The organism is Herbiconiux sp. (assembly GCF_004297105.1).
Lineage (GTDB): Bacteria > Actinomycetota > Actinomycetes > Actinomycetales > Microbacteriaceae > Herbiconiux.
In genome coordinates, this window is the sequence record NZ_SCVE01000008.1 from 38,095 (window position 1) to 61,170 (window position 23,076).

22 protein-coding genes and 1 tRNA gene are annotated in these 23,076 nt (G+C 70.1%); 9 read left to right on the forward strand and 14 right to left on the reverse strand.

All coding sequences use genetic code 11. From position 1 onward, the window contains the following. Positions 1 to 136: 136 nt before the first annotated feature. Complete coding sequence (locus EPO52_RS04765; RefSeq protein WP_290802690.1) at positions 137 to 1,930, forward strand: glycoside hydrolase family 13 protein; 1,794 nt, start codon at positions 137 to 139, stop codon at positions 1,928 to 1,930. Positions 1,931 to 2,109: 179 nt separating this feature from the next. Here the strand turns inward: EPO52_RS04765 and EPO52_RS04770 are convergent, their stop codons facing one another. From EPO52_RS04770 to EPO52_RS04795, 6 genes are all read right to left on the reverse strand, one after another. Beyond that, on the reverse strand, positions 2,110 to 3,744 hold the full coding sequence (locus EPO52_RS04770; RefSeq protein WP_290802693.1) for a peptidoglycan DD-metalloendopeptidase family protein: 1,635 nt from the start codon (positions 3,742 to 3,744) through the stop codon (positions 2,110 to 2,112). A 287-nt stretch (positions 3,745 to 4,031) separates the two neighbouring features. Further along, entirely contained in the window at positions 4,032 to 4,874 is an 843-nt protein-coding gene (locus EPO52_RS04775) for an inositol monophosphatase family protein (protein ID WP_290802696.1), read from the reverse strand. 23 nt (positions 4,875 to 4,897) lie between these two features. Beyond that, positions 4,898 to 4,979, reverse strand: a tRNA-Tyr gene (locus tag EPO52_RS04780). 115 nt (positions 4,980 to 5,094) lie between these two features. Next, complete coding sequence (locus tag EPO52_RS04785) at positions 5,095 to 5,928, reverse strand: lytic murein transglycosylase (RefSeq protein ID WP_290802697.1); 834 nt, start codon at positions 5,926 to 5,928, stop codon at positions 5,095 to 5,097. A 67-nt stretch (positions 5,929 to 5,995) separates the two neighbouring features. Next, positions 5,996 to 6,379: a type II toxin-antitoxin system VapC family toxin gene (locus EPO52_RS04790; RefSeq protein ID WP_290802700.1), complete on the reverse strand. Its 384-nt coding sequence runs from the start codon at positions 6,377 to 6,379 to the stop codon at positions 5,996 to 5,998. Continuing rightward, entirely contained in the window at positions 6,376 to 6,645 is a 270-nt protein-coding gene (locus EPO52_RS04795) for a type II toxin-antitoxin system prevent-host-death family antitoxin (RefSeq protein ID WP_290802703.1), read from the reverse strand. The genes EPO52_RS04790 and EPO52_RS04795 overlap by 4 nt, the downstream gene beginning before the upstream one ends. Before the next feature lie 79 nt (positions 6,646 to 6,724). On the opposite strand from EPO52_RS04795, the gene EPO52_RS04800 reads away from it, so the two are divergent. Both EPO52_RS04800 and EPO52_RS04805 read left to right on the forward strand, forming a co-directional pair. After that, entirely contained in the window at positions 6,725 to 7,213 is a 489-nt protein-coding gene (locus EPO52_RS04800; protein ID WP_290802705.1) for a YajQ family cyclic di-GMP-binding protein, read from the forward strand. 8 nt (positions 7,214 to 7,221) lie between these two features. Further along, positions 7,222 to 7,908, forward strand: a complete 687-nt coding sequence (locus EPO52_RS04805) for an NUDIX domain-containing protein (RefSeq protein ID WP_290802707.1) — start codon at positions 7,222 to 7,224, stop codon at positions 7,906 to 7,908. A 58-nt stretch (positions 7,909 to 7,966) separates the two neighbouring features. Here EPO52_RS04805 and EPO52_RS04810 read toward each other — a convergent pair whose 3' ends face one another. Together EPO52_RS04810 and EPO52_RS04815 are read right to left on the reverse strand one after the other, a co-directional pair. After that, positions 7,967 to 9,409, reverse strand: coding sequence for an FAD-binding oxidoreductase (locus EPO52_RS04810; RefSeq protein ID WP_290802710.1), 1,443 nt, complete (start codon positions 9,407 to 9,409; stop codon positions 7,967 to 7,969). 39 nt (positions 9,410 to 9,448) lie between these two features. Then, entirely contained in the window at positions 9,449 to 10,876 is a 1,428-nt protein-coding gene (locus EPO52_RS04815; protein WP_363339301.1) for a PLP-dependent aminotransferase family protein, read from the reverse strand. A 22-nt stretch (positions 10,877 to 10,898) separates the two neighbouring features. On the opposite strand from EPO52_RS04815, the gene EPO52_RS04820 reads away from it, so the two are divergent. Continuing rightward, positions 10,899 to 11,960, forward strand: a complete 1,062-nt coding sequence (locus EPO52_RS04820) for a DMT family transporter (protein WP_290802715.1) — start codon at positions 10,899 to 10,901, stop codon at positions 11,958 to 11,960. Between the two features lie 118 nt (positions 11,961 to 12,078). Here the strand turns inward: EPO52_RS04820 and EPO52_RS04825 are convergent, their stop codons facing one another. The 3 genes from EPO52_RS04825 to ubiE all read right to left on the reverse strand — a co-directional run bounded on the left by EPO52_RS04825 (position 12,079) and on the right by ubiE (position 15,322). Beyond that, complete coding sequence (locus EPO52_RS04825; protein ID WP_290802717.1) at positions 12,079 to 13,437, reverse strand: FAD-dependent oxidoreductase; 1,359 nt, start codon at positions 13,435 to 13,437, stop codon at positions 12,079 to 12,081. Between the two features lie 103 nt (positions 13,438 to 13,540). Beyond that, complete coding sequence (locus tag EPO52_RS04830; RefSeq protein WP_290802720.1) at positions 13,541 to 14,584, reverse strand: polyprenyl synthetase family protein; 1,044 nt, start codon at positions 14,582 to 14,584, stop codon at positions 13,541 to 13,543. Positions 14,585 to 14,593: 9 nt separating this feature from the next. Then, positions 14,594 to 15,322 (reverse strand): bifunctional demethylmenaquinone methyltransferase/2-methoxy-6-polyprenyl-1,4-benzoquinol methylase UbiE, encoded by a 729-nt coding sequence (gene ubiE, locus EPO52_RS04835; protein ID WP_290802722.1) that lies wholly within the window; start codon positions 15,320 to 15,322, stop codon positions 14,594 to 14,596. Between the two features lie 200 nt (positions 15,323 to 15,522). On the opposite strand from ubiE, the gene EPO52_RS04840 reads away from it, so the two are divergent. After that, positions 15,523 to 16,719 carry an isochorismate synthase gene (locus EPO52_RS04840; RefSeq protein ID WP_290803057.1) on the forward strand — a complete coding sequence of 399 codons (1,197 nt, stop codon included), beginning with the start codon at positions 15,523 to 15,525 and terminating at the stop codon, positions 16,717 to 16,719. Between the two features lie 737 nt (positions 16,720 to 17,456). Here EPO52_RS04840 and EPO52_RS04845 read toward each other — a convergent pair. Next, positions 17,457 to 17,603 (reverse strand): LPXTG cell wall anchor domain-containing protein, encoded by a 147-nt coding sequence (locus EPO52_RS04845; RefSeq protein ID WP_290802725.1) that lies wholly within the window; start codon positions 17,601 to 17,603, stop codon positions 17,457 to 17,459. 148 nt (positions 17,604 to 17,751) lie between these two features. Between EPO52_RS04845 and EPO52_RS04850 the strand changes: the two genes are divergently transcribed. From EPO52_RS04850 to EPO52_RS04860, 3 genes are all read left to right on the forward strand, one after another. Next, positions 17,752 to 18,183: a DUF202 domain-containing protein gene (locus EPO52_RS04850; RefSeq protein ID WP_290802728.1), complete on the forward strand. Its 432-nt coding sequence runs from the start codon at positions 17,752 to 17,754 to the stop codon at positions 18,181 to 18,183. Between the two features lie 43 nt (positions 18,184 to 18,226). Further along, on the forward strand, positions 18,227 to 18,562 hold the full coding sequence (locus EPO52_RS04855) for a DUF202 domain-containing protein (protein WP_290802731.1): 336 nt from the start codon (positions 18,227 to 18,229) through the stop codon (positions 18,560 to 18,562). 61 nt (positions 18,563 to 18,623) lie between these two features. Beyond that, positions 18,624 to 19,250, forward strand: coding sequence for a TetR family transcriptional regulator C-terminal domain-containing protein (locus tag EPO52_RS04860; RefSeq protein ID WP_290802733.1), 627 nt, complete (start codon positions 18,624 to 18,626; stop codon positions 19,248 to 19,250). Positions 19,251 to 19,489: 239 nt separating this feature from the next. Here the strand turns inward: EPO52_RS04860 and EPO52_RS04865 are convergent, their stop codons facing one another. Then, complete coding sequence (locus EPO52_RS04865) at positions 19,490 to 21,187, reverse strand: amidase (RefSeq protein ID WP_290803060.1); 1,698 nt, start codon at positions 21,185 to 21,187, stop codon at positions 19,490 to 19,492. A gap of 110 nt (positions 21,188 to 21,297) precedes the next feature. Continuing rightward, positions 21,298 to 22,377: an agmatine deiminase family protein gene (locus EPO52_RS04870; RefSeq protein ID WP_290803063.1), complete on the reverse strand. Its 1,080-nt coding sequence runs from the start codon at positions 22,375 to 22,377 to the stop codon at positions 21,298 to 21,300. A 121-nt stretch (positions 22,378 to 22,498) separates the two neighbouring features. On the opposite strand from EPO52_RS04870, the gene EPO52_RS04875 reads away from it, so the two are divergent. Continuing rightward, positions 22,499 to 23,065 carry an ECF transporter S component gene (locus EPO52_RS04875; RefSeq protein ID WP_290802735.1) on the forward strand — a complete coding sequence of 189 codons (567 nt, stop codon included), beginning with the start codon at positions 22,499 to 22,501 and terminating at the stop codon, positions 23,063 to 23,065. Positions 23,066 to 23,076: the final 11 nt, after the last annotated feature.

Sequence of the window (23,076 nt, forward strand, 5' to 3'; positions counted from 1 at the left end):
GGCTTTTGGCACCAGTAGAGAATAGCATCACTCGGCGACCGGTTTCGTCGCGGGCATGGCTCGAGCACAGCACGGGCATCCTGAACTGTGTGCACACGTTTCCACACAGACGGATGCTGCCGTTAGAGTTCTCGGCATGACTATCGACACCACCCCCGAAGCCGAGCTGCCCGAGACCGGGGTGCCGGTCGCCGAGACCGCCGCGACCCTCATCGGCACCGGCGGCGAATGGTGGCGCTCCGCGGTCATCTACCAGATCTACCCGCGCTCCTTCGCCGACTCCGACGGCGACGGCATCGGCGATCTGCCGGGTATCACCTCCCGGCTCACCGCGCTCTCTGAGCTCGGAGTCGACGCGGTCTGGCTCTCCCCCTTCATGACGAGCCCCCAGCACGACGCCGGGTACGACGTCGCCGACTACTGCGACGTCGACCCGCTGTTCGGCACGCTCGCCGACTTCGACCTGATGCTGGCCCGCGCGCACGAGCTCGGCATCCGGGTCATCGTCGACCTCGTGCCGAACCACACGTCTTGGGACCACAAGTGGTTCCAGGAGGCCCTGGCCGCCCCTGAGGGCAGCCCCGAGCGCGACCGCTACATGTTCCGCGACGGTCTCGGCCCGAACGGCGACGAGATGCCGAACAACTGGGAGTCGGTGTTCGGCGGGCCCATGTGGGAGCGCACCACCCGTCCTGACGGCACGCCCGGGCAGTGGTACCTGCACATCTTCGACAAGTCGCAGCCCGACCTCAACTGGGAGAACCCGTGGGTGCGCGAGCGCTTCCACGACATCCTGCGCTTCTGGCTCGACCGCGGCGTCGACGGCTTCCGGGTGGATGTCGCGCACGGCCTCATCAAAGAGGAGGGGCTGCCCGACTACACGCCGCCGGCCGACGCGGGGTCGATGGGTGGCGGCGCCACGGCGGGCGATTCCCTGGTGGGCCTCGAACCCGGCATCGACGCCCACGCCTCCGACGACCCACCCACCCCGCCCTACTGGGCGCAGGAGGGCGTGCACGAGATCTACCGCGGCTGGCACGCCGTGCTGGAGGAGTACGAGGGCGACCGCGTGCTCTGCGCCGAGGCCTGGGTGGAGCCCCTCACGAAGCTCGCGCGCTGGGTGCGGCCCGACGAGATGCAGCAGGCGTTCAACTTCACGTACCTCTCCGCAGGATGGTCGGCCCCCGAGCTCCGAGCCGTGATCGACAACTCGATCTACGCGTTCGGCACGGTCGGCGCGCCCTCGACCTGGGTGCTGTCGAACCACGACGTGGTGCGGCACGCCTCCCGGCTCGCGCTCGGTGCCGAGAACCTGCAGGGCGCGGGGATCGGGCCGAAGTCGCCCGGCCTCCCCGACCCCGTGGTCGGGCTCCGGCGCGCGCGGGCGGCCACCGCGGTCATGCTCGCGCTGCCCGGCAGCGCCTACATCTACCAGGGCGAGGAGCTCGGGCTGCCCGAGGTCATCGACCTGCCCGACTCGGCTCGGCAAGACCCCACCTGGTTCCGCACCAACGGCGAGAAGTACGGTCGCGACGGATGCCGCGTGCCCATCCCCTGGGCCGCCGGCACCCCCACCTACGGCTTCGGCCCGGCAACCTCCACCTCCTCGTGGTTGCCGCAGCCCACCGACTGGGACGACCTCGCTCGCGCCTCACAGGAGGGCGTCGAGTCGTCGACGCTCGAGCTCTACAAGCGCGCTCTCGCGCTGCGGTCGCAGAACGATCTCGGCACGGGCGAGCTCTCGTGGCTCGAGGGCTACGGCCCCGAGGTCATCGCATTCCGGGTGGGTTCGGTGACGGTGATCGCGAACCTGGGGGCCACACCGGTGGAGCTGCCGGTCGAGCCCCACCTCGGCGATGTGCTGCTCTCATCCGAGCCCCTGACGGAGGCCGCACTTCCCACCGACACCACGGTCTGGCTCCGCGCGTAACGGCGGCGCACCGCGCCCGCACCGCCTGCGCACACAGGAGACCCTCAAGCGCCGCGGACATCGACAATCCTCGTGCCAACCGGAGCGGTGAGAGGCGCGGTGTGCACCAGGTGTGGAGAACTCCGCCGTGAGTCCGGTCGGCGACGCGCGGCGCGAGCGCGCGCGGGTTCGGGGTGGGGCTAGTTGGCGTTGGCCTCGAGCCAGGCGAAGGGGTCGACCGGGGTGACGCCGTCGAGGCGCACCTCGAGATGCAGGTGGGCACCCGTCGAGGTACCCGTGTTGCCGACCTTGCCGATGGTCTGGGCGACCTTGACGACCTGGCCCTCGGTGACCTGGATCGATCCGGTCAGCATGTGACCGTAGACCGTGGAGACCTTCCGGCCGTCGATGACGTGATCGAGGATCACGTAGACACCGAGCCCACCGCTGTCGGAGCGCACCACGGTGCTCACGACTCCATCAGCGATCGCCTGGATCGGCGTTCCCTCGCCGGGGGTGAAGTCGACGCCCTTGTGGTCGGTCGAGCCGATGCCGCCGGGCGACTCACGAGGTCCGTAGCCGTCGCTGATCGGCACGCCCACGGGGAACGGCCACTGGATGGTGCCGTTCGGGTTGTTCGTGAAGGTGTCGGCGAGGCGGTAGCCGGCGGCCTTGAGAGCCGCGACATCGCGGACGCCGTAGCCGTCGCGAGCCACGCTCGACCCGGCGACATCCGCCGCCGTCGTGAGCTGCTGGGCGGGCACAGCCGGGGCGACGTCGGCCAGGAGGCTTTCGGCCGATGAGTCGGTGGCGGCCTGCCAGGCCGAGGCGGGCATCGAGGTCGCGACGGCGATCCCCGTGGCGAAGAGCAGCGCGACGATGCTGAACGTGCCCTTGGCGATGGAGCCGCGACGGCTGCGGCGGCCCGTCGCCGGGGCGGACTCGGATGCTGCGTGCGAGCCCTCGGGCGCGGTCGTGCCCGAGGCAGCGGAGGCGGCAGACGTCTCGGGAAGCGCCGGCGGCCCCGCCGTGCGCAGGGACCGGCGCGACAACGGCTTCGCCGGCGCCGTGATCTCGACGTCGATCGCGGGCGCAGTCACGACGGGCACGACGACCGTGTCGATCTGCGCCGGGTCGATCTGCGCGGCGTCGTTCTGCACCGGGGCGATCTGTACGGCGTCGATCCGCACAACGTCGCTCTGCACCGGATCGATCTGCGCGGCATCGATACGCACCGGATCGATCTGCACGCTGTCGTTCTGCGCAGCGACTTCGGCCGGCTCGTGCACCGGCGAGGCCTCGCCCGCATTCGCGGGGGCCGAGATGGGGGCCGAGATCAAAGCCCGCCGGCGACCCACGGGCCGCTCGATCGAGTCGGAGGTGGTGTCGGCCGCACGGCGGCCACCACGCTGAGTGTGTGGGCGCGGCGCGGCCACGATGCTCGCGGCGACCGACGGCGCCGCAGCGGCAGGAGCAGGATCCGCAGCAGCAGGAGTGACGGTGGAATCGACGAGGGGAACCACATCGCGGGCTGGCGCATCCGCGTCGGGAACGTCCGGCGGCCCCGCAGCCCGGCGCCCGCGCCGAACGGTCGGCGCAGCCGAGTCGACCGGGCCCTCATCGACGAGGTCTCCCGCACGCCGCCCGGCACGGCGAGGTGCGGAAGCAGCTTCTGGTTCGACGGCCGCCGCAAACGACTGCACGGATTCCGTCACCTCGGCGGGGAGGCCGGCCGGCGCACTCGCGCGGCGGGCACGACGCGTCAGAGGGGCGGGGGGAACCCGTGATTCGGAGTCAGAAGCGGTGTCGGCATTCAGGGCTTCGGGTGCCGGCACGGTCGGCGAAGACGCCCCGCGCAAGCTGCGTCGTGACGGAAGAGAGGGGGATTGGCGCGTCGATGAACCAGTGGCCTCGCGTGTGGATGAGTCGTCATCCGGTCGTGAAGTCGGGCGTGGCAATTGTTCGGGTGTCTCCGGTAGATCGTCGTTCTTCATCTCGGGGTAAGCGAGATATCGGATTCATAAAGGGTACCGAGCGCCCCACCGTAAAGCCACCCGGCGCAACATTCCTGCGCGCCGACCGAGTGTCGCGCGCGATTCGAGCACGACTGGCCACGACCCGGTCAGAGCGGGAGACCCGCCTCCCGGTGCAGCCCGTGCACCAGCGGAACCAGTTCCCCGGCGAGCGACGGCCCCGCCGCGATCGTCATGATCGTGCTCTCGGCAGCGCCCTCGAAGCCGCCCACCCAGGCTCCCGCCTCGCGAGCGATGAGGGCGCCGGCTGCGTGGTCCCACGGGCTCAGCCCGCGCTCGAAGTAGGCGTCGAGCCGGCCCGCCGCCACGAAGCAGAGGTCGAGCGCCGCCGAACCCGCCCGGCGGATGTCACGGATGCTCCCCACGAGCCCGGTGATGACCCGACCCTGCTTCACGCGGAGATCGGCCGTGTACGAGAACCCGGTGCCCACGAGCGCCTGCGCGAGCGCGACATCCGTGTTCACCTGGAGTCGACGCGTACCGAGGAAGCTGCCGCCTCCCGCCGTCGCGGTGAACACCTCGCCCGTGACGGGGTTCACGACGCAGCCGGCCAGGGCCGTCCAGGTCGAGGCATCCGTGGAGCCCCCGACGGCGGGCACGCGCACCGCTGCGATGCTGACGGCGTACTGCGGGATGTCGTAGAGGTAGTTCACGGTGCCGTCGATGGGGTCGACCACCCAGGTGATGCCCGAGGTGCCGGATGTCGCATCCGACTCCTCCCCGAAGAAGCCGTCGTCGGGGCGCAGCTCGGCGAGGCGCCCGCGGATGAAGTCCTCCGACTCGCGGTCGGCGAAGGTGACCACATCCTGCGGCGACGACTTGGTGGCCGCGACCGTGACGCCCTCGGCGCGGCGCTTCTTGATGAGCGCCCCCGCCTCGAGGGCGATGGAGCGGGCGATCTCGAGGAGGTCGAGGGAGGATGCGGCGGTCATGATCGATCTCCGTTGATGTGGGGTGGCGAGTGAGGGATTCGAACCCCCGAATGCGAAGCAGTCTGATTTACAGTCAGATCCCTTTGGCCACTTGGGTAACTCGCCAGGCGCACCCGACCACGTTCGAGACACAACCGAAGGCGCTGGACAAGAATACCCACCCGGAGGGCCAGTGCGAAATCGTCGTCCGCCTTCTCGTCAACAGGCCCGCCGCGGCCGACTAGTCGGTGCGAGCGGACTCCGCCTCGGCGGCATACCGTCCGGCGTAGTCGAGTACCTCGTCGAGATACGCCGGAGACTCGTTGTAGGCCGTGATGGCGGCCCGCCAGCCCGCCTCGGTGCCGAGGTCGCCGCCCGAGTAGCAGAGGTATTCGGCAGCCGACAGGGTGGCGTCGTCGATCTGGTTGATGTCGAGCAGGCCGTCGAAGTTGCCGTCGCTGGCCCAGGCGGCCCACGTCTGCGGAATGATCTGCATCGGGCCCACCGCGCGGTCCCACTCGGTGTCGCCGTCGACCGTGCCGCGGTCGGTGTCGGGGATTTGCTGGAACCCGCCGCCGTCGAGCGGTACCCCGTAGATCGGCTCGGTCGTGCGCCCGTCGTCGTCGATGCGGCCGCCGAAGATCGTGCCGTGGTGCGATTCGACCCAGCCGATGGCGGCGAGGGTGTTCCAGCCGATGTGGCAGCCGGGGCGCACCTCGGCCTCGGCGAGTGCCGTGCCCGCGTAGGCCTCGAGGGCGCGGCGCGGGATGCCCGTGGCCTCGGCCGCCCGGTCGAGCCAGGCGTCGTCGGCGAGGTAGGCGGTGGCGGTGCCGTCGGCGAAGAGTCCGGCTCCGGATGCGGGTACCGCCTCGGCGATCACAGGTGGCACGGTCAGGCTCCCGCCGCCACTGCCGCCGCTGTCATCGGACCCGCCGACGCCGCCCGCTCCCCCGCCCAGCAGCGCGCATCCGCTCAGCAGGCCCACCACGATGAGGCCCACCAGGGTCGCCCCCGCCCGACGCCGCCCCTCGGATGCGGCGCCTCCCCGAAATCCCGTCGAGGCACCGTGTCGCATACCCCAACCCAACCATTCCCCGCTGACGTTCCGCCCAATGCCCCGCGGGCCGGTGCACGGCGAGCCCTCAGAACGTCTCGACCGCAAGCCCTCCGGCCGCCACCTTCAGCCGCGCATCGTTGGTCCAGAACCCACTGCACAGATAGTGCTGCGCAGTGGCCAGGTGCACCGCATCCACCACGGTCAGCCCGTGACGAACCCGCAACATGCCCGCCATCGTGTAGACCTCTCGAGTGATCTCAAGCATCACGAGACTTTCCACGAGACGGTCGTAACGGCGGGCGAGAACGGCGTTTCCGTCTCTCAGCGGTCGAATCGAGCACTCAAGGGCAATCAGTGGATTCACCGCGAAAACGCTCTCCATTTCGGAGAACCGCTGGCGCACCGAGTCTCCCCGTTCGGTGTGATCCTCGATCAGGTATACGAGCACGTTCGCGTCGACGAAGATCAATCCCTGTCCTCTCGACCCTCGGCGATGTCGCGGATGATCGCGTCGATCTCCTCACGCATCTTTCGCTGCGACGCCGGGATCGGGTTCGCCTCCAGCCACTCGACGATCTGCTTGCCCGTCCAGTACTTATTCTCGGCGGGCGCGATCGGCACGATCTTCGCCACCGGTTTGCCCCTGCGCGAGATCTCTATTTCTTCACCTGCCTCGGCCCGCGCCACCAATTTGGACAGATTGTTTCTCGTGTACAGCACGTCGTATCTCTCCATGGTCTCCCCGACCTCCTGGCCAGCAATCCTAGCCACAATGAGCCTTCGTCACAATGGCGGGCGTGCGTAAAATGAGGGCATGGCAGATTCATCGTTTGACGTGGTCAGCAAGGTCGACAAGATGGAGGCGGACAACGCCCTCAACCAGGCGCAGAAAGAGGTCGCTCAGCGCTACGACTTCAAGAACATCGGGGCCTCGATCGAGTGGAGCGGCGACAAGGTGATGATGAAGGCGAACTCCGAGGAGCGCGTCAAGGCCATTCTCGAGGTCTTCGAGTCGAAGCTCATCAAGCGCGGCATCTCGCTGCGGTCGCTGGATGCGGGCGAGCCGTACGCCTCCGGCAAGGAGTACCGCCTCGAGGCCTCCATGAAGGAGGGCATCGCGCAAGACGACGCGAAGAAGATCAACAAGCTCATCCGCGACGAGGGTCCGAAGAGCGTGAAGTCGCAGATCCAGGGCGACGAACTGCGTGTGTCGTCGAAGAGCCGGGACGACCTGCAGGCCACCATGGCCCTGCTCAAGGGCGCCGATCTCGACGTGGCGCTGCAGTTCATCAACTTCCGCTGAGCGAGCGGATGACGCATCCGTCGGCCGAACCGCCTCCGACCGGGCGGCCCGGCATCGACGTGCCCGACCGCCGAGGCCGCACCGGCCTCGACCAGACCGGCCGCGACCTCACCGGCAACCCGCGCGTGCGCGTGCTCGACGTGCAGCTGCTCACCTCCAACTGGTACGTCACCCGCACGACGCGCATCGAGTTCCAGCACCGCGACGGGCACTGGTCGACCGAAGATCGCGAGACGTACGACCGGGGCAACGGCGCCACGATCCTGCTCTATGACGCCGAGCGGCGCACGGTGCTGCTCATCCGCCAGTTCCGCTACCCCGCGTACGTGAACGGGCACCCCGACGGCGTGCTGCTCGAGACGCCCGCGGGTCTCCTCGACGAAGACGACGCCGAGACCGCGATCCGCCGCGAGGCCCGCGAAGAGACCGGGTACGAGATCGGCGAGGTCCAGCTGGTGTTCGACGCGTACATGAGCCCGGGATCCGTGACCGAGAAACTGTCGTTCTTCGCCGCGCCCTACTCGGCCGCGAACCGGGCGGATGCCGGCGGCGGGCTCGCCGAGGAGGGCGAGGACATCGAGCTGGTGGAGTTGGGCATCGAGGAGGCGCTCACGCGCATCGGCGACGACATCATCGACGCGAAGACGGTCATGCTCCTCCAGTGGGCGGCTCTCTCGGGGCCCTTCGCGCGCTGAGCGCGGGGAGCGTGGTGGGGATCCGATTCGACTCCGGGGCTAGGGGGTTGAGCAGAGATCAAAGGCGCCCCGGAGTCGAATCGGATCCCCGCCACTCACCGTGTGGGAAGGCTTGGGCACCTCGTTCGCCGGGTGAGATCGGGGGGTAGGGGAAGAGGGTCGGGGGGTCGTAGAGGGAGCGGATGGCGGCCAGGCGGGTGAAGGTGGCCGGCGGCCAGGCGGCCTCGTAGGCGCCGGGGCCGGACAGGTCGCCGGTGTAGTTGATGGTGGTGGACGGGGAGATCCACTCGGCGAGACGAGCCGTGACACCATCGGCCACCCGAGGAAGCACCGACTCGAAGAGCGAGGGGTCGGGCGCGCCGATCATGATGAAGGCGAAGGCGCCGTCGCGGCCACCCACCGCGCTGCCCTCGGGCACGTCGACCCGTGTGGCGCCGCCGAGGTGGCGCACTTCGGCGGAGACGATCGGCACGTCGTGGCCCGGTCCGAAGAGGTCGAGGAAGGTCTCGACGAAGCCGCCGTCGATTCGGTCGAGCAGCATTCCGCGGTCCCAGATGGGGACGGGATCGGTGGGGTCGTTGTGGATCATCGACACGGCCGCCGCCGGCATCTCCCCGACCCGGCCCAGGAACGACGGAGCCACGTCCCGGAACGGCTGGAACAGCCGCTCGCCCTCGTCGAGGTCGCCGATGTAGGCATAGCGCAGCGAGATCGCCGTCTTTCCGCGCAGCGGCTCGGGGATGACATCGAGCGGCGGGAAACGCATGATCGCCACCGAGGTGGTGGCCTCATCCGGAGCCGTCTCGGTGAACGCTGCCCAGAGCGACAGCACCGCCTCGATGTGCGGCGCGTCGTAGAAGAGCGCTCCGCCGCAGAAGGTGGTGAGCGGCACGAGCGCGACGTCGATCGAGGTGACCACACCGAACCCGCCCTTGCCGCCGCGCAAGGCCCAGAAGAGGTCGGGATTCTCGTCGGCCGTGGCCGACACCACCTCCCCCGTCGAGATGACCACCCGGAAACCGCGGGCGTAGTCGGACGAGAAACCGTAGGTGCGGGCGAGTGGGCCGAGGCCGCCCCCGAGCGTGTAGCCGATGACGCCCACGTTTCCCGAGGCGCCCGTGATGGGGGCCAGGCCGTGTTCGGCGGCAGCGGCGACCACGGCACTCCAGCGATTGCCGGCGCCGATGTGGGCGATGCGGGCATCGGCGTCGATGGAGAGCTCGGTGAGCCGCGACGTGGTGATCAGCACGCCGTCTGTGACGGGCGCGTAGGTGCCGTGGCCGGTGGCGAGCACGTGCACGGGCATCCCCACCGAGGCCGCGAAGCGGACGGCGGCGGCGACATCGGCCTCGGTGGCGGCGCCGATGACGACATCGGGGTCATGCACGACTGTCGTGTTCTGACCGGCGACCTCGGCTCCGAGGCCCTTGTCGCCGCGTCGGAACACGGCACCGGTCACGGAGGCAGCGAGCGCCGAGAACTGGTCTTCGGAGAACGTCATGCGGCGAGAGTACCCAGTACGGGAGGTGCACGATAGAGGTCAGGGCAGGTTGGCGGCCATGATGCGCACGGCCTCATCGAAGCGGCCAGGGGCCGGGCCCGAGTAGTTGAGCCTCACGTAGTCGCCCGTCGGCTCGGCCGGAAACCACTCCGCCCCCGGCGAGATCAGCAGGCCGTCACGGGCACACCTCGCCACGAAGCCGGCGGAATCCACCCCGACGGGCAGGCGGAGCCAGAGGTTGAGGCCCCCGCGCGGAATCGTCGTGAGCGTGCCGGGCGGCAGCAGGTCGTCGACGAGGGCGGCCAGCGAGTCCCGGCGCCGCGCGAGCTGCTCCTGCATCCGGCGCAGGTGCGGCTGCCAGCCGGCTGCGGTCACCACCTCCACCGCGGCCGTCTGCAGCACTCCGCTCACGTAGAGCCCGTCGACCACCCGGTCGGTCTGGATGCGCGCGTGCGCCGGCCCCCGCGCGATCACCGCGGCGATGCGCACCGAGGGCGACACGCTCTTCGTGAGTGAGCGTACGTACACGACGTGACCCGAGGCATCCTGCCCGATCAGCGGACGCGCCGGCGCATCGATGGCGAAGTCGTGCGCCCAGTCGTCCTCGATCAGGAACGCATCGTTCTGCCGCACCACATCGAGCAGAGCGGATGCCCGCTCCCCCGACCAGCTCGCCCCGGTGGGATTCGCGAAGTGCGGCATCGCATAGAAGAGCCGCGCCCGGGTTCGCTCGAAGGCCTCCGCGAGCACCACCGGGTCGACGGCGTCGTAGCCGGAGGCGGGCGACGAGGTCGCAGCGCCGGCCGTGTTCACGGCACCCGCCCGCGGCAGTGGTTCCACCACGAGCCCCGCCTGCCGCGCCGCCGCGATGGCGCCCCAGTAGCCCGGCGACTCCATCAGCACGGTGTCGCCCGGCCGCGCCAGCGAGCGGAAGATCGACGACAGCGCGCTCTGCCCGCCCGGCATCACGAGCACGTCGGATGCTGTGGGCGCCGCGACATCCGCCGTCGCCGCCTCGGCCACCTCCTGCGCGAACCACGACCGCAGCTCCGGCAACCCGGCCGCGGGCGGCCGGTCGAGTGCCGAGCGCGAGCGGGCGGCCCGGGCGAGAGCCGACTGCACGGCGCGCACGGGGAGCAGTTCGTCGCTGGGGTAGCCGCTGTGCAGCGCGATGGAGTCGACCGAGGGGGTCTGCATCGTGGAGCCGATGAACACCCCGTCCGACCGGATGGCGCCGAGCGCCGCCGTCTGCCAGCCGTAGTCGGCGGGCAGCACGGTGGGCGCGTGCCGCACGAAGTTGCCGGCGCCCGGGCGGGATTCGACGAGGCCCTCGCGCACGAGCATCCGCACGGCCCGCTGCACCGTGACCGGGCTCGCCGAGAAGCGCGCCGTGAGGGCGCGGGTGCCCGGGAGACGGGAACCCGCGCGGAGCCTCGCGATCTCGGCGCGCAGCTCCCGTGCAATCACTTCCGAACTGCTATCGTTGTTCATGAACATAGAGGATAGCGCTACTCTCCCTCCCACCGGACCGCTACTGTCGGCCCCCTCCCCCGCGGAGAGCGTGCAGTCGCAGGAGAATGCGCAGATCGGCCGACGCGCGACCGATTCCGCGACCTCGCGAGCGACGCGCGACGCGGTGGCTCCGCACACGGCGACGCGATCCGGGCGCGGACTCAGCCGGGGCGGGCTGCTCTGGGGGTTTCTCGGGGTGCTCGCGTTCTCGTTCACGCTGCCGTTCACGCGCATCGCGGTCGCGACCTTCGATCCGCTACTGGTGGGAGCGGGGCGCGCGGTGGTCGCCGCGCTGCTCGCCGCCCTCGTGCTCACCGTCACGCGCACCCGGATGCCGCCGCGGCGGTTGTGGCCGCGCATCCTCGTGGTGGCGGGCGGGGTGGTGCTCGGCTTTCCGCTGCTCACCTCATTCGCCCTGCAGACCTCGCCGGCGAGCCACGGCGCCGTGGTGATCGGGCTGCTGCCGGCCGCGACCGCGGTGGTGGCGGTGCTGCGCGCCCGCGAGCGACCCAGCCGGATGTTCTGGGTGGCCGCCCTCGCCGGCACCGCTGCCGTGATCGGCTTCACGGTGATCGCCTCGGGCGGGCTGGGCGGACTCCACGTCTCCGACGCGTTGCTCGTGGGTGCGGTCGCCGCTGCGGCGATCGGCTACGCGGAGGGAGGGCTGCTCTCGCGCGAGATCGGGTCGTGGCAGGTGATCTGCTGGGCGCTCGTGGCGGCGTCGCCCGTGATGCTGGTGCTGACGGGCTACTCGCTGGCGCAGCATCCGCTCGACGTCACGACCGTGCCGCCCGCCGCCTGGATGTCGTTCGGCTATGTCGCCCTGTTCAGCATGTTCCTGGGCTTCTTCGCCTGGTACCGCGGCCTCGCGATCGGCCCGATCGCCACAGTCAGCCAGATCCAGCTCGTGCAGCCGGTGCTCAGCCTGATCTGGGCCGCACTCCTCCTCGGCGAAGACCTCACCCCGCTCACGATCGCGGGCGCCGTGACAGTAGTGCTCTGCGCCTTCCTGGCCGTCCGCTCCCGAGTGAAGCGCTAGCCCCTCCCCTCCCTCTCCCCGCGCCACCCTCCTCGCGAGTCGCCAAAATCTGGTCTAAATCGCGTGAGAAGGGCCGGATTTTGGCGAGTCGCGAGGAGGAAGGAGGAGGAACGGGGGGTTAGTCGGCGCGCGAGATCGCGATCATGTCTTCGCGCGGGACGACCTTGACGCGCAGGCGCGGCGTCGGCTGCGCCTCGCCCAGGGCGAGCTCGTGCTGGTCGAGCTTGTGCCAGCCCTCGAGGTCGGTGTACTGCACGCCGCGCGACTCGAGCAGTGCCGGCACCGACTCCTCGGCCGGATCGGCCGGCGCCCACCAGTTGGCCTGGTCGCGCACGAGGTGCGAGAGCGTCTCCATCGCGTCGGACTTGGTGTGACCGATGAGGCCCACGGGTCCGCGCTTGATCCAGCCCGTGGCGTAGACACCGGGGATGACGGTGTTGTCGTCATCGAGAACCTGGCCCTCGTGGTTCGGGATGACTCCGTGGTGCTCGTCGAACGGGATGCCATCGAGCGGCGACCCGAAGTAGCCCACGGCCCGGTAGATCGCCTGGATGGGGATCTCGCGGATCTCGCCCGTGCCCGCGACCCCGCCCGCGCCATCCGGAACCGTGCGCTCGAAGCGGATAGCCGACACCTTCCCGTCAGACCCCACGATCTCGAGTGGCTTCGCGTAGAAGTGCAGGTGGAGGCGCCGCGACGCAGTTCCCACCGGGCGCTCGCGCCACTGGTTCAGCACCTTGTTGATGACGAACACCTGCTTGTTCGAGGCGATCGCGGCCTTCGAGGCCTCGTCGAGCTCGAAGTCCTCGTCGCAGACGATCATGTCGACGTCGTTCATCTCGCCGAGCTCGCGCAGCTCGAGCGGCGTGAACTTCACCTGCGCGGGGCCGCGGCGGCCGAACACGTGCACGTCGGTGACGGGCGAGGCCTTGAGCCCCTCGTAGACGTTCGCGGGGATCTCGGTGACGAGCAGATCGTCGGCGTGCTTGGCGAGGATGCGCGACACGTCGAGCGCCACGTTGCCGTTGCCGATCACGGCCACCGACTGCGCATCGAGCGGCCAGGTGCGCGGCACATCGGGGTGACCGTCGAACCAGCTCACGAAGTCGGCGGCGCCGTAAGAGCCCTCGAGGTCCATACCGGGGATGTTCAGCGCCGCGTCTTTGATGGCCCCGGTGGAGAAGATCACCGCGTTGTAGTGCTTCTTCAGGTCGTCGAGCGTGATGTCGACCCCGTAGCGCACGTTGCCGAAGAACCGGATCACACCCGAGTCGAGCACCTCACGCAGAGCGTTGACGATGCCCTTGATGCGCGGGTGATCGGGCGCGACCCCGTAGCGCACCAGCCCGTAGGGGGCGGGCAGCTGCTCGAACAGGTCGATCGAGACGTCGAAGTGACGCTCGGCCTTCACGAGCAGGTCTGCGGCGTAGATACCGGCGGGGCCGGCTCCGACGATGGCCAAACGGAGCTTGGTCACTGAGAATTCCTTCGTATCGGTGATGTGGTGATGTGAGTGAGGGGGATGCGGCGTGTGCCGCTCCACGGGTGCGTCACCTATTCGGAGACATCCCGGTCTGCGGTCAGTTGGTGCGTTCGACGACGGTCTCGGCGAAGCGCACGAGCGTCTTCTTCACGGTGCCCTCGGGCAGAGGGGCGAGCGCCGCGATGGCCTCGTGAGCGTAGCGGCGGGCCTCGTCGATCGTGCGCCGGGTGACGGGGTGCTCGCGCAGCAGGCGGATCGACTCATCCGACTCCTCGTCGCTCGCGGCGGTCAGCGCGGCCGGGTCGAGGCGGGCCAGCAGCACCGCAGCAGCCGGGTCGCTGAGCGCCTCTCCACGGAGGTAGAGCACGGGCAGCGTGGCGACACCGGCCCGGATGTCGGTTCCGGGCGTCTTGCCCGACTGCTCCGCCGAGGGCGCGATGTCGATCACGTCGTCGACGAGCTGGAAGGCGATGCCCACCTTCTCGCCGAACTCGCGCACCGGCTGCTCGTAGGCCGGATCGGCTCCGGAGAAGATGACTCCGAGCTGTGCCGAGGCCGAGATGAGCGAGCCCGTCTTGTCGGCCAGCACGTGCAGGTAGTGGGCCACCGGGTCTTCGTCGGGCGACGGGCCGATGGTCTCGTTGAGCTGACCGAGACAGAGCCTCTCGAAGGTGTCGGCCTGCAACCGGATGGCGCGCTCGCCGAGGATCGCGAGCAGGGCGCTCGCCCGGGCGAACAGCAGATCGCCGGTGAGGATGGCCACGGAATTGCCCCACACGTACTGCGCGCTGGGTACGCCGCGGCGCTGATCGGCGTCGTCCATGACGTCGTCGTGATACAGCGACGCGAGGTGGGTGAGCTCGATCGAGGTGGCGGCGGTGATGACCTCATCGGTGATGCCGTCGCCGAGCTGGGCGGTGAGGAAGGCGAGCACCGGGCGCACACGCTTGCCACCCGCCTCGAGCAGGTAACGGGCCACCACATCGACGAGGCCGCCGGTGAACCTGGTCTCTTCGGCGAGGCGCACCTCGAGCGCGTCGATGCTCTCTTCGATCACGCGCGCGGTGCGCCGATCGTCTCCCGTGGAGAACAGCCGGTCGGCGAGGGAGAGTCCGCTCGCGCGGCGGAGGCTTGGGGTCACGGTCACAGCCTACTTTTCCCCGGGCGCGGCCGCTGTCGCCGGCTTCGTTCCCCGGTGCAATGCGACGATGCCCGCGCTCAGGTCGCGGTGGCGCACATCCGTGAAGCCGGTGGCGCGCAGCCACGACGAGAGGGTCTTCTGATCGGGCCAGGAGGCGATCGATTCGAAGAGGTAGTCGTAGGCCGCGTCGTTCGAGGAGACGGCCTTGGCCAGCGGGGGCATCACGTGCCGCAGGTACCAGAAGTACGCCTTGCGGAGCGGCGTGATGGGAGGCGTCGAGAACTCGCAGATCACGATGCGCCCGCCCGGCTTCGTGACCCGGTAGAGCTCGGCGAGGGCCTTGTGGGGGTCGACGATGTTGCGCAGTCCGAACGAGATGGTGACGGCGTCGAAACGCTCGTCGTCGAAGGGCAGGTTCATGCCGTCGGCTTCGACGAACTCGATGTTGGGCACGCCGGCCTGCTGACGCCGGCCGACCTCGATCATGCCCGGCGAGAAGTCGGCGGCCACCACATGGGCGCCGCTCTTGGCGAACGAGGCGCTCGACGTGCCGGTTCCGGCAGCGAGATCGAGGATCATCTCGCCCGGGCGGGGGGCGACGGCGCGCGTGGTGGCGACGCGCCACAGCACCGCATTGCCGACCGAGAGCACGTTGTTCGTGCGGTCGTAGCCCGCGGCCACCTGGTCGAACATGGCAGAGACCTGCTCGGGTCGTTTGGTGAGGTCTGCCTTAGTCACTGACCTAGTTTATGTTCAGAAGGCTGTGACCACGCTCTCAGCAATCCGCGGGAGCTGCCCGTGAGGATCCGGTGCATCCTCATCGCGACGCCGGCGCCGGCCGACCCGTGCTCGACCGGACGTAAACTCGAGGGGTGAGCAACACCGTACGCACGATCCCCCGACTGCGGGTGGAGACCACTCCGGTCGACGACCTGAAGATGCTCCTCCCTCGGGTCGATCCGCAGCATCCGCTGATCTGGATGCGCAAGGGCCAGGGCATCGCGGGCGTGGGAGAGGCGCTGCGCCTCGAGTTCAGCGGCGCGAACCGGATGCTCGATGCCTGCGCCGCGTGGAAAGAGGTGGCCGAGGCGTCCACCGTGATCGACCCTCTTGGCGTGCCGGGCACCGGGCTCGTGGCTTTCGGGAGCTTCGCCTTCGCCGACGACTCGGCCGCGGCGAGCGTGCTGATCGTGCCGAAGCTCGTGCTGGGCAAGCGGGACGGGAAGTACTGGGTCACGCGGATCGTGGCGGATGGCGCATCCGGTGCCGACGGTGGTGGCGATGCCGCCCTGCCTGCCGCTCGGCCGCTCGGCTCCGAGTACCGGCTGAGCCTCCTGCCGGGGGCCATGAACGCCGACGCGTTCCGGGCATCCGTCGATGCCGCTGTGGCGCGCATCGCCGATCAACAGCTCAGCAAGGTCGTGCTGGCGCGCGATCTCGTGGGGCATCTGCCGGCAGGCTCCGACCTTCGCCGGCCCCTCACCGACCTCGCGCTCGGCTACCCCGACTGCTGGACGTACGCGGTCGACGGGTTCGTGGGCTCGAGCCCCGAGACCCTCGTGAGCGTCTCGCACGGGCACGTGAGTGCCCGGGTGCTGGCCGGTACGACCTCACGAGGATCGGATGCGGAGGCCGACCACGACAAGGCGGTGGCCCTCGCCACCTCGGCCAAAGACCTCGACGAGCACGGCTTCGCGGTGACGAGCGTGGTGAATGCGCTCGCGCCGCACAGCCGCAACCTCATCACGAGCGAGATCCCGTTCACGCTCAAGCTGCCGAACCTCTGGCACCTCGCGAGCGACGTGGTGGGCACGCTGAGCGACGGGTCGACGTCGCTCGACCTGATCGCGGCCCTGCATCCGACGGCCGCCGTGGCCGGTACGCCTCGCGCCGAGGCCCTCTCGCTCATCAGCGAACTCGAGCCCTTCGACCGCGGGCGCTACGCCGGGCCCGTGGGCTGGGTGGGAGCGGATGGCGACGGGGAGTGGGCGGTGGCTCTGCGCTCGGCTCAGGTCGACGCATCCGGCGACATCACGGCCTATGCCGGATGCGGCATCGTCGCCGATTCGGATGCGGAGCGGGAGTACCTCGAGACCAAGATGAAGTTCCGGCCGATCGTGGAGGCCTTCGGGTAGCAGCGCCCCGGGCGCGCTTCGCGGCCTGCCGGTGCCAGCCTCCGCGCCGGCCCGCCGCCGACTTGCCACATGTTGTGGCAACTCGCCCGCCCAGGCCACAGCTAGTGGCAAGTCAGTGGGCCGGCCGGCACCCTCGGCATCCCCGACACCCTGCGCCACGCCGACTTGCCACAACATGTGGCAACCCACCCGCCCAGACCACAGTTGCTGGCAAGTCAGTGGTTTGGCCGGCACCCTGCGCCACGCCAACTTGCCACAACATGTGGCAACCCACCCGCCCAGACCACAGTTGCTGGCAAGTCAATGGTTTGGCCCGCACCCCCGACACCCTTCGCCACGCCAACTTGCCACAACATGTGGCAACCCACCCAGCCAGACCACAATTACTGGCAAGTCAGTGGTTTGGCCCGCACCCCCGACACCCTTCGCCACGCCAACTTGCCACAACATGTGGCAACCCACCCGCCCAGACCACAGCTACTGGCAAGTCGGTGCTTCAGCTGGCGCCCCGGCACCCTGCGCCATGTCGACTTGCCACAACATGTGGCAAGCCACCCAGCCAGACCATAGTTACTGTCAAGTCGATGGGCCGGCCCGCACCCGCGGCATCCTGCGCCACGCCCACTTGCCACAACATGTGGCAACCCACCCGCCCAGACCACAGTTGCTGGCAAGTCGGTGGGGCTTCGCCCCTGGTGTGGCCGAGCGTGGCTGCGGAATCGACCCGGCGCGATCGGTCAGTTCTTGCGGCGGCGGCGGGAGATGAACAACACGATGCCGCCGATCACGAGCACGGCGACGGCGATGCCGCCGATGATGAGTGCGATCTGGCCGTTCGCGCCCGTGGAGGCGAGGCCGGCGGAGAGGTCGGTGGCGAGTGTCACGGTGGTGCTCCCTGGGTCTGCGGGTGGCTGCATCGCCGCCGGACGGCGTGCGGGTGGCTGCAATCGTACCCGGGCGGCCCGGAAGAAGGCCGAGCCGCGGAGCGACTCCGTCGGTGTGCGGTTGCGGCCGGTTCGTTAGAGTTCGGGTATGAGCGAGCAGGAGCCGACGTCGACGGATGCGGCAGCCGCCCACGATGGGCCGGGCACCGACCGCCGGCCCCGCTCCGTGTACGGCGTCGGTTGCGATCCCGACGTGCGGTTCAGCCTGGCGAACGAGCGCACGGCCCTGGCCTGGGTGCGTACCGGCTTGTCGCTCGTGGCGGGCGGCGTGGCCCTCACCACGCTGGCGGCGCTGGCCGATCTGCCCTGGGTGCTCGACCTCATCGCCCTGATCGCCTGTCTTAGCGGAGGTGCGCTGGCGGCATCCGCCCTGTTCTCCTGGCGGCGGGTGGAACGGGCTCTGCGACTCGGCCGGCCGCTGCCCCCGCCCGCGGCACTGCCGTGGCTCGTGGGTGGAGTGGTGGTGCTCGCGCTCGTGCTGGCCGGGTACGCGGTGTTCGAACTCGGGCGTTCGCGGTGAGCCGCCCGCCCGCCCTGCCCGTCGCGGTGCCCGGTGGCATCAGGTGAGCCGCACGGATTCGACGGTCGGGCCGGACGGCGTGAACGCCGATCCCGGGCTTCAGCGCGAGCGCACCGCACTGTCGTGGCAGCGCACGGCCCTGTCGACCTCGATGATCGCGGTGCTGCTGGCGTTCGCCTGCCTCCGCACCGGTTTCCTCATCGGAACGGCGATCGCCGGGATGATCGCGGTAGGGGCGGCCGTGGTGCTGTTCGCCGCGCGGCGGCGCGCGGCCCGCTCACACGGCATCTCGCCCTGGACATCGCTCACCCGGGTGGCCGCCCTGCTCATCGGCACCGCCGTCGTCGGTGCGGTGCTCGCCGTCATCGTTCTGTTCTGACGCACCTGGGATGCCCCGCATCCCGAGCACCGGCCGCACCGCTTCGTAGACTGGCTGCATCATGTCGACCGCCACGCCGCGCAAGAAGGCGTCACGCAAGTCCGCCGATGAGCGGGGTCTCGAGATCCGCTCGGCGGCCGTCGACCTTGCCCGCGAAGACGGTCTGGCCGGTCTGACGCTCCGTTCCATCGCGGGGCGGGTGGGCGTGGTGCCGGCCCTCGTGGCGCACTACGAGCCGAGCATGGAGCAGCTCGTGGCCGACACGTTCCGCACTCTCGCCTCCGCCGAGCTCGACGAGATCGCGGCCATCACAGCGCCTTCCACGCTGGGCCCGGCCGAGCGGCTCTCGCTCTTCATCGCGACGGCACTCGATCCTTCGCGCGACAAGGTGACCACGGTCTGGGTCGACGCGTGGAGCCTCGGCCGGCGCAACCCCGCCCTGGCCGAGGCGGTGCGCGACCTCTCGGATGCCTGGGAGGCCCAGGCCCTCGCCATCGTCACCGAGGGAGTCGACTCGGGCGTCTTCGCCACGCGTGATCCCGAGGGTGTGGCGTGGCTCGTGATCGGCATCGTCGACGGCCTCAACGCGCAGTCGGCCATCCATGACCGGCACGATGCGGGCAAGATCCGCATCGTGCGAGCCGCCGTGGAGCGCGAGCTCGGGCTCGCGGCGGGCGCGCTGGGCTGACCTCCCGCCGCCCAGTTGCCTCAAGATGTGGCAACTCGGGTGCGCTTGCCACAAGTTGTGGCAAGTCGACCACGAGCGCCCGCCGAAGGCTGGGTTGCCACAAGATGTGGCAACTCGGGTGCCCTTGCCACAAGTTGTGGCAAGTCGACCACGAGCGCCCGCCGAAGGCCGAGTTGCCACAAGATGTGGCAACTCGCTGCCGCTTGCCACAAGTTGTGGCAACCCGGCCGCCCCCGAACTCAGCGGGCGGCGGCGCCCTCCGACGGGAGGGGCGGAGTGCGTGGGGGCGCGATCCGGCGCGTGCCCGACCGCTCGAACGCGGCCGCATACCGCAGCAACGCCGTGTCGTCGTAGGCGCGGCCGGCGATGGTGAGGCCCACGGGCATCCGGATGTCGCGCAGCACGCCCATCGGAACCGTGACCGTCGGGATGCCCAGGTGCCGCGGCACGAGATTGCCGTTCGAGACCCACACACCATCGCGCCAGGCGAGGTCGGCCGAGGCCTCGTTCACATCCGCATCGGCCGGGCCCACATCGGCCGCCGCCGGGAAGACCACGGCATCGAACCCCTCGGCCGACAGCCACTCCTCGAAGTCGATGCGCCGGGTCTCCTCGAGACCGCGGAGCCCCTCGGCGATGGTGGGGATGTCGCTCAGCGCGGCGATGCCGTCGCGCCGGGCTCGTTCCACGTACTCGCCGAGGTCGTAGTCGAGATCGCCCCAGCGGTCGGGGAGCTGGCCCTCGGGCCGGGGGAAGATGCGCGGCCCGTCGACGTCGACCAGGCGGTGCAGATCGGGATCGGCGTTCTGGTCGAGGAAGTCGTTCCAGGCCCAGATCGAGAGGTCCCAGAGCTCGCGGTCGGCGTAGTCGGCCGGCACGAGACCGCGGGCGTACATCGAGCGGCGGCCAGGGCGGTCCTCCTCGTAGTTCTCCACAACGGGGAAGTCGCACTCCACGACCTCGGCGCCGAGCGCCTCGAGATCGCGGCGGGCCGCCTCCCAGAGCTCGATGACGGTGTCGCGGGTCTCGATCGGCACGCGCTTGCGTTCGTCGCGGTTGATGTACATCCGCGGCACACCGAAACGCTTTCCCGCCAGATCCGACCCCTCGAGAAGCGCCCGATACGACGGCGGCCGAACCGCCGAGGCCGCCGGGATCGCCACCCACGGCTGCACCCGCCAGAAGTCGCCGCGCGCCTCGGGGTCGTCGGCCACCACCACCTCGAGCACCTCGAGCAGGTCGGCCACGGTGCGGGTGTGGGGTACCACCACGTCCATCGTGGGCACGAGCGGCCAGTTGCCGCGAACCGAGATCACCCCGCGCGACGGCGTGTAGGCCACGAGTCCGTTGTTCGACGCGGGCGACCGGCCCGACGACCAGGTCTCCTCGGCGAGCCCGAAGGCGGCGAAGCTGGCAGCGGTGGCGACCCCTGATCCGTTCGACGATCCCGAGGCGTAGGCCGCGGGCAGGAAGTCGGGGTTGTACGGGCTCTCGGCACGGCCGTAGACGCCCCGCTGCATGCCGCCGTTGGCCATCGGCGGCATCGTGGTGAGGCCGATGAGCACGGCACCCGCGGCCCGCAGCCGCTCGATCGTGAACGCGTCGCCGCCGGCGCGGAGGTGCTCGAAGGCGGGCGAACCCGCAGCGACGGTGAGCCCCTCGGCCTTGTAGCTGTCTTTCGCGGTGTACGGGATGCCGTCCAGAGGCCCGAGCGTCTGCCCGGCCGCGCGTCGCCGATCGGATTCACGCGCCGCCTCGAGCGCCCGTGGGTCGAGCACGGGCACGGCGTTCAGACGGATGCCGGCGCTGTCGTAGTGGGCCAGCCGCTCCAGGTAGCGCCCGACGAGCTCCTCGCTCGTGACAGCGCCCGACTCCAGAGCCGCGCGCAGCTCGGCGATCGACGCCTCGACGACGGTGAAGGGCACGGAGCCCGACATCCCCGCCGGGGCAGAGCCGCCGGGCGATGCCGTCCTCAGTACGGCGCCGGAGCCGGAGTGCGACGGGCCGCCGGGCGGCACCGGGAGCGGTGCGGCGCCCGCATCCGCGCTCATGCCGCCTCTCCGTCCGCGATGACCTCGGGCAGCGCAGCGGCCTCGGGCAGCGCCACGCCCGACACCGGCTGCTGCTGCGTGATGCAGTGGATACCGCCGCCCCGGGCCAGGATCTCCCGCGCATCGACGGTCACCACCCTGCGCCCCGGGTACACCTCGGCCAGGATCTCGCGGGCACGGGCATCCGCCCGCTCCTCCCCCGGGCCGTAGCCGCAGGCGATCACGCCGTCGTTCACCACGAGGTGGTTCACGTAGTTCCAGTCGACGAAGCCCTCGCCGTCGCGCAGGGTGTCGGGAGCCGGGATGTCGACGATGGAGAAGGTCCGGCCGGCCGCATCCGTCTGCCCCGCGAGGAAGGAACGCAACTCGCGCATCACCGCGTGATCGGGATGCGCCGGGTCGTTCTGCTGGTGCACCAGCAGCGTGCCGGGCGAGGGGATGGTGGCGATCATGTCGACGTGCCCGCGCGTGCCGAACGGCTCGTAGTCGCGGGTGAGGCCCCGGGGCAGCCAGATGACCGTGGTCGCCCCGATCGTGCGGGCGAGCTCGGCCTCGACGGCCGCGCGGTCGAGACCGGGGTTGCGGCCCGGGTCGAGCTGCACGGTCTGGGTCACCAGCACGGTGCCTTCGCCGTCGACGTGGATGGCGCCGCCCTCGTTCACGAGCGACGACGCGACCACGGATGCACCGGCCTCGCCCGCCACGGCGCGCGCGATGTGCTGGTCGTTCTCCCACACCGCCCAGTCGCTCTGACCGCCCCAGCCGTTGAAGACCCAGTCGACGGCACCCAGCGCCCCCGACTCGTCGAGCACGAAGCTGGGGCCGATGTCGCGCATCCAGCTGTCGTCGAGGGGACGCTCGACGATGTCGATGGCCGAGGAGAGCATCCGGCGCGCCCGGGCGACCTCCACGGGGTCGACCACCATGGTCACCGGCTCGAACTCGGCCACGGCGTGAGCCACCGAGGTCCAGGCGGCATAGGCGGCCTCGCGCTCTGCGGGAGTGTCGCCGAGCGCGGCATTGGGGCGGGGGAATGCCATCCAGACGCGCTCCTGAGGGTGGGTCTCCGGGGGCATGCGCCAGGTGCTCACCGTGGTCTCCTTTGCGGAACAAGCTTATTGACCGTCTGATCAATACCCTGAGGCTAGCCGCACGCCGGGGGTGTGTCAACGCAAATAGACTTCTGCTGGAGGCCTCATGAAGAACGTCAGCACCCGTCTGCTGCTGAGCTGTGCCGCGCTCGGTGTGGCGGGCGGGATCCTGTTCATCGTCAACGCCTACATCGGCGGCTCTGTTCTGGCGGTGGCACCGGTGTTCTACGGGCTCACACTCGGGGTGTATTTCGTGCCCGGTGCGATCGCCCAGTACCTGTTCCGGCGCGGCGGGGTCGCCGTGCTCGTGGCCGCCATCTCGGGGCTCGTGGCCGCCGCCTTCCAGCCCCTCGGATTCTGGGCCGCGCTCATCGCCGTGGGCATCGGGCTCGTTCAGGAGATCCCGTTCGCGATCGGCCGCTATCGGCACTTCCCCGTGTGGCTGTTCCTGGTGGGCGCCGTGATCTCGGGTGTGATCCTGGCCGCCGGCATGTACCGGCTGATCGGCACGCACGCGCTCGATGCGCTGGGCGGCATCATCCTTCTCGTGGGGTCGGTGGCGTCACCGGTGATCTTCACGATCGTGGCGCTGGCGCTGGCGCGCGCACTCGCCGCCACAGGCGTGGCCCGCGGCATCGCCCGCCCGGCCGGCACCGCGGCGCCGCGTCGCTGAGAATTCGGGGC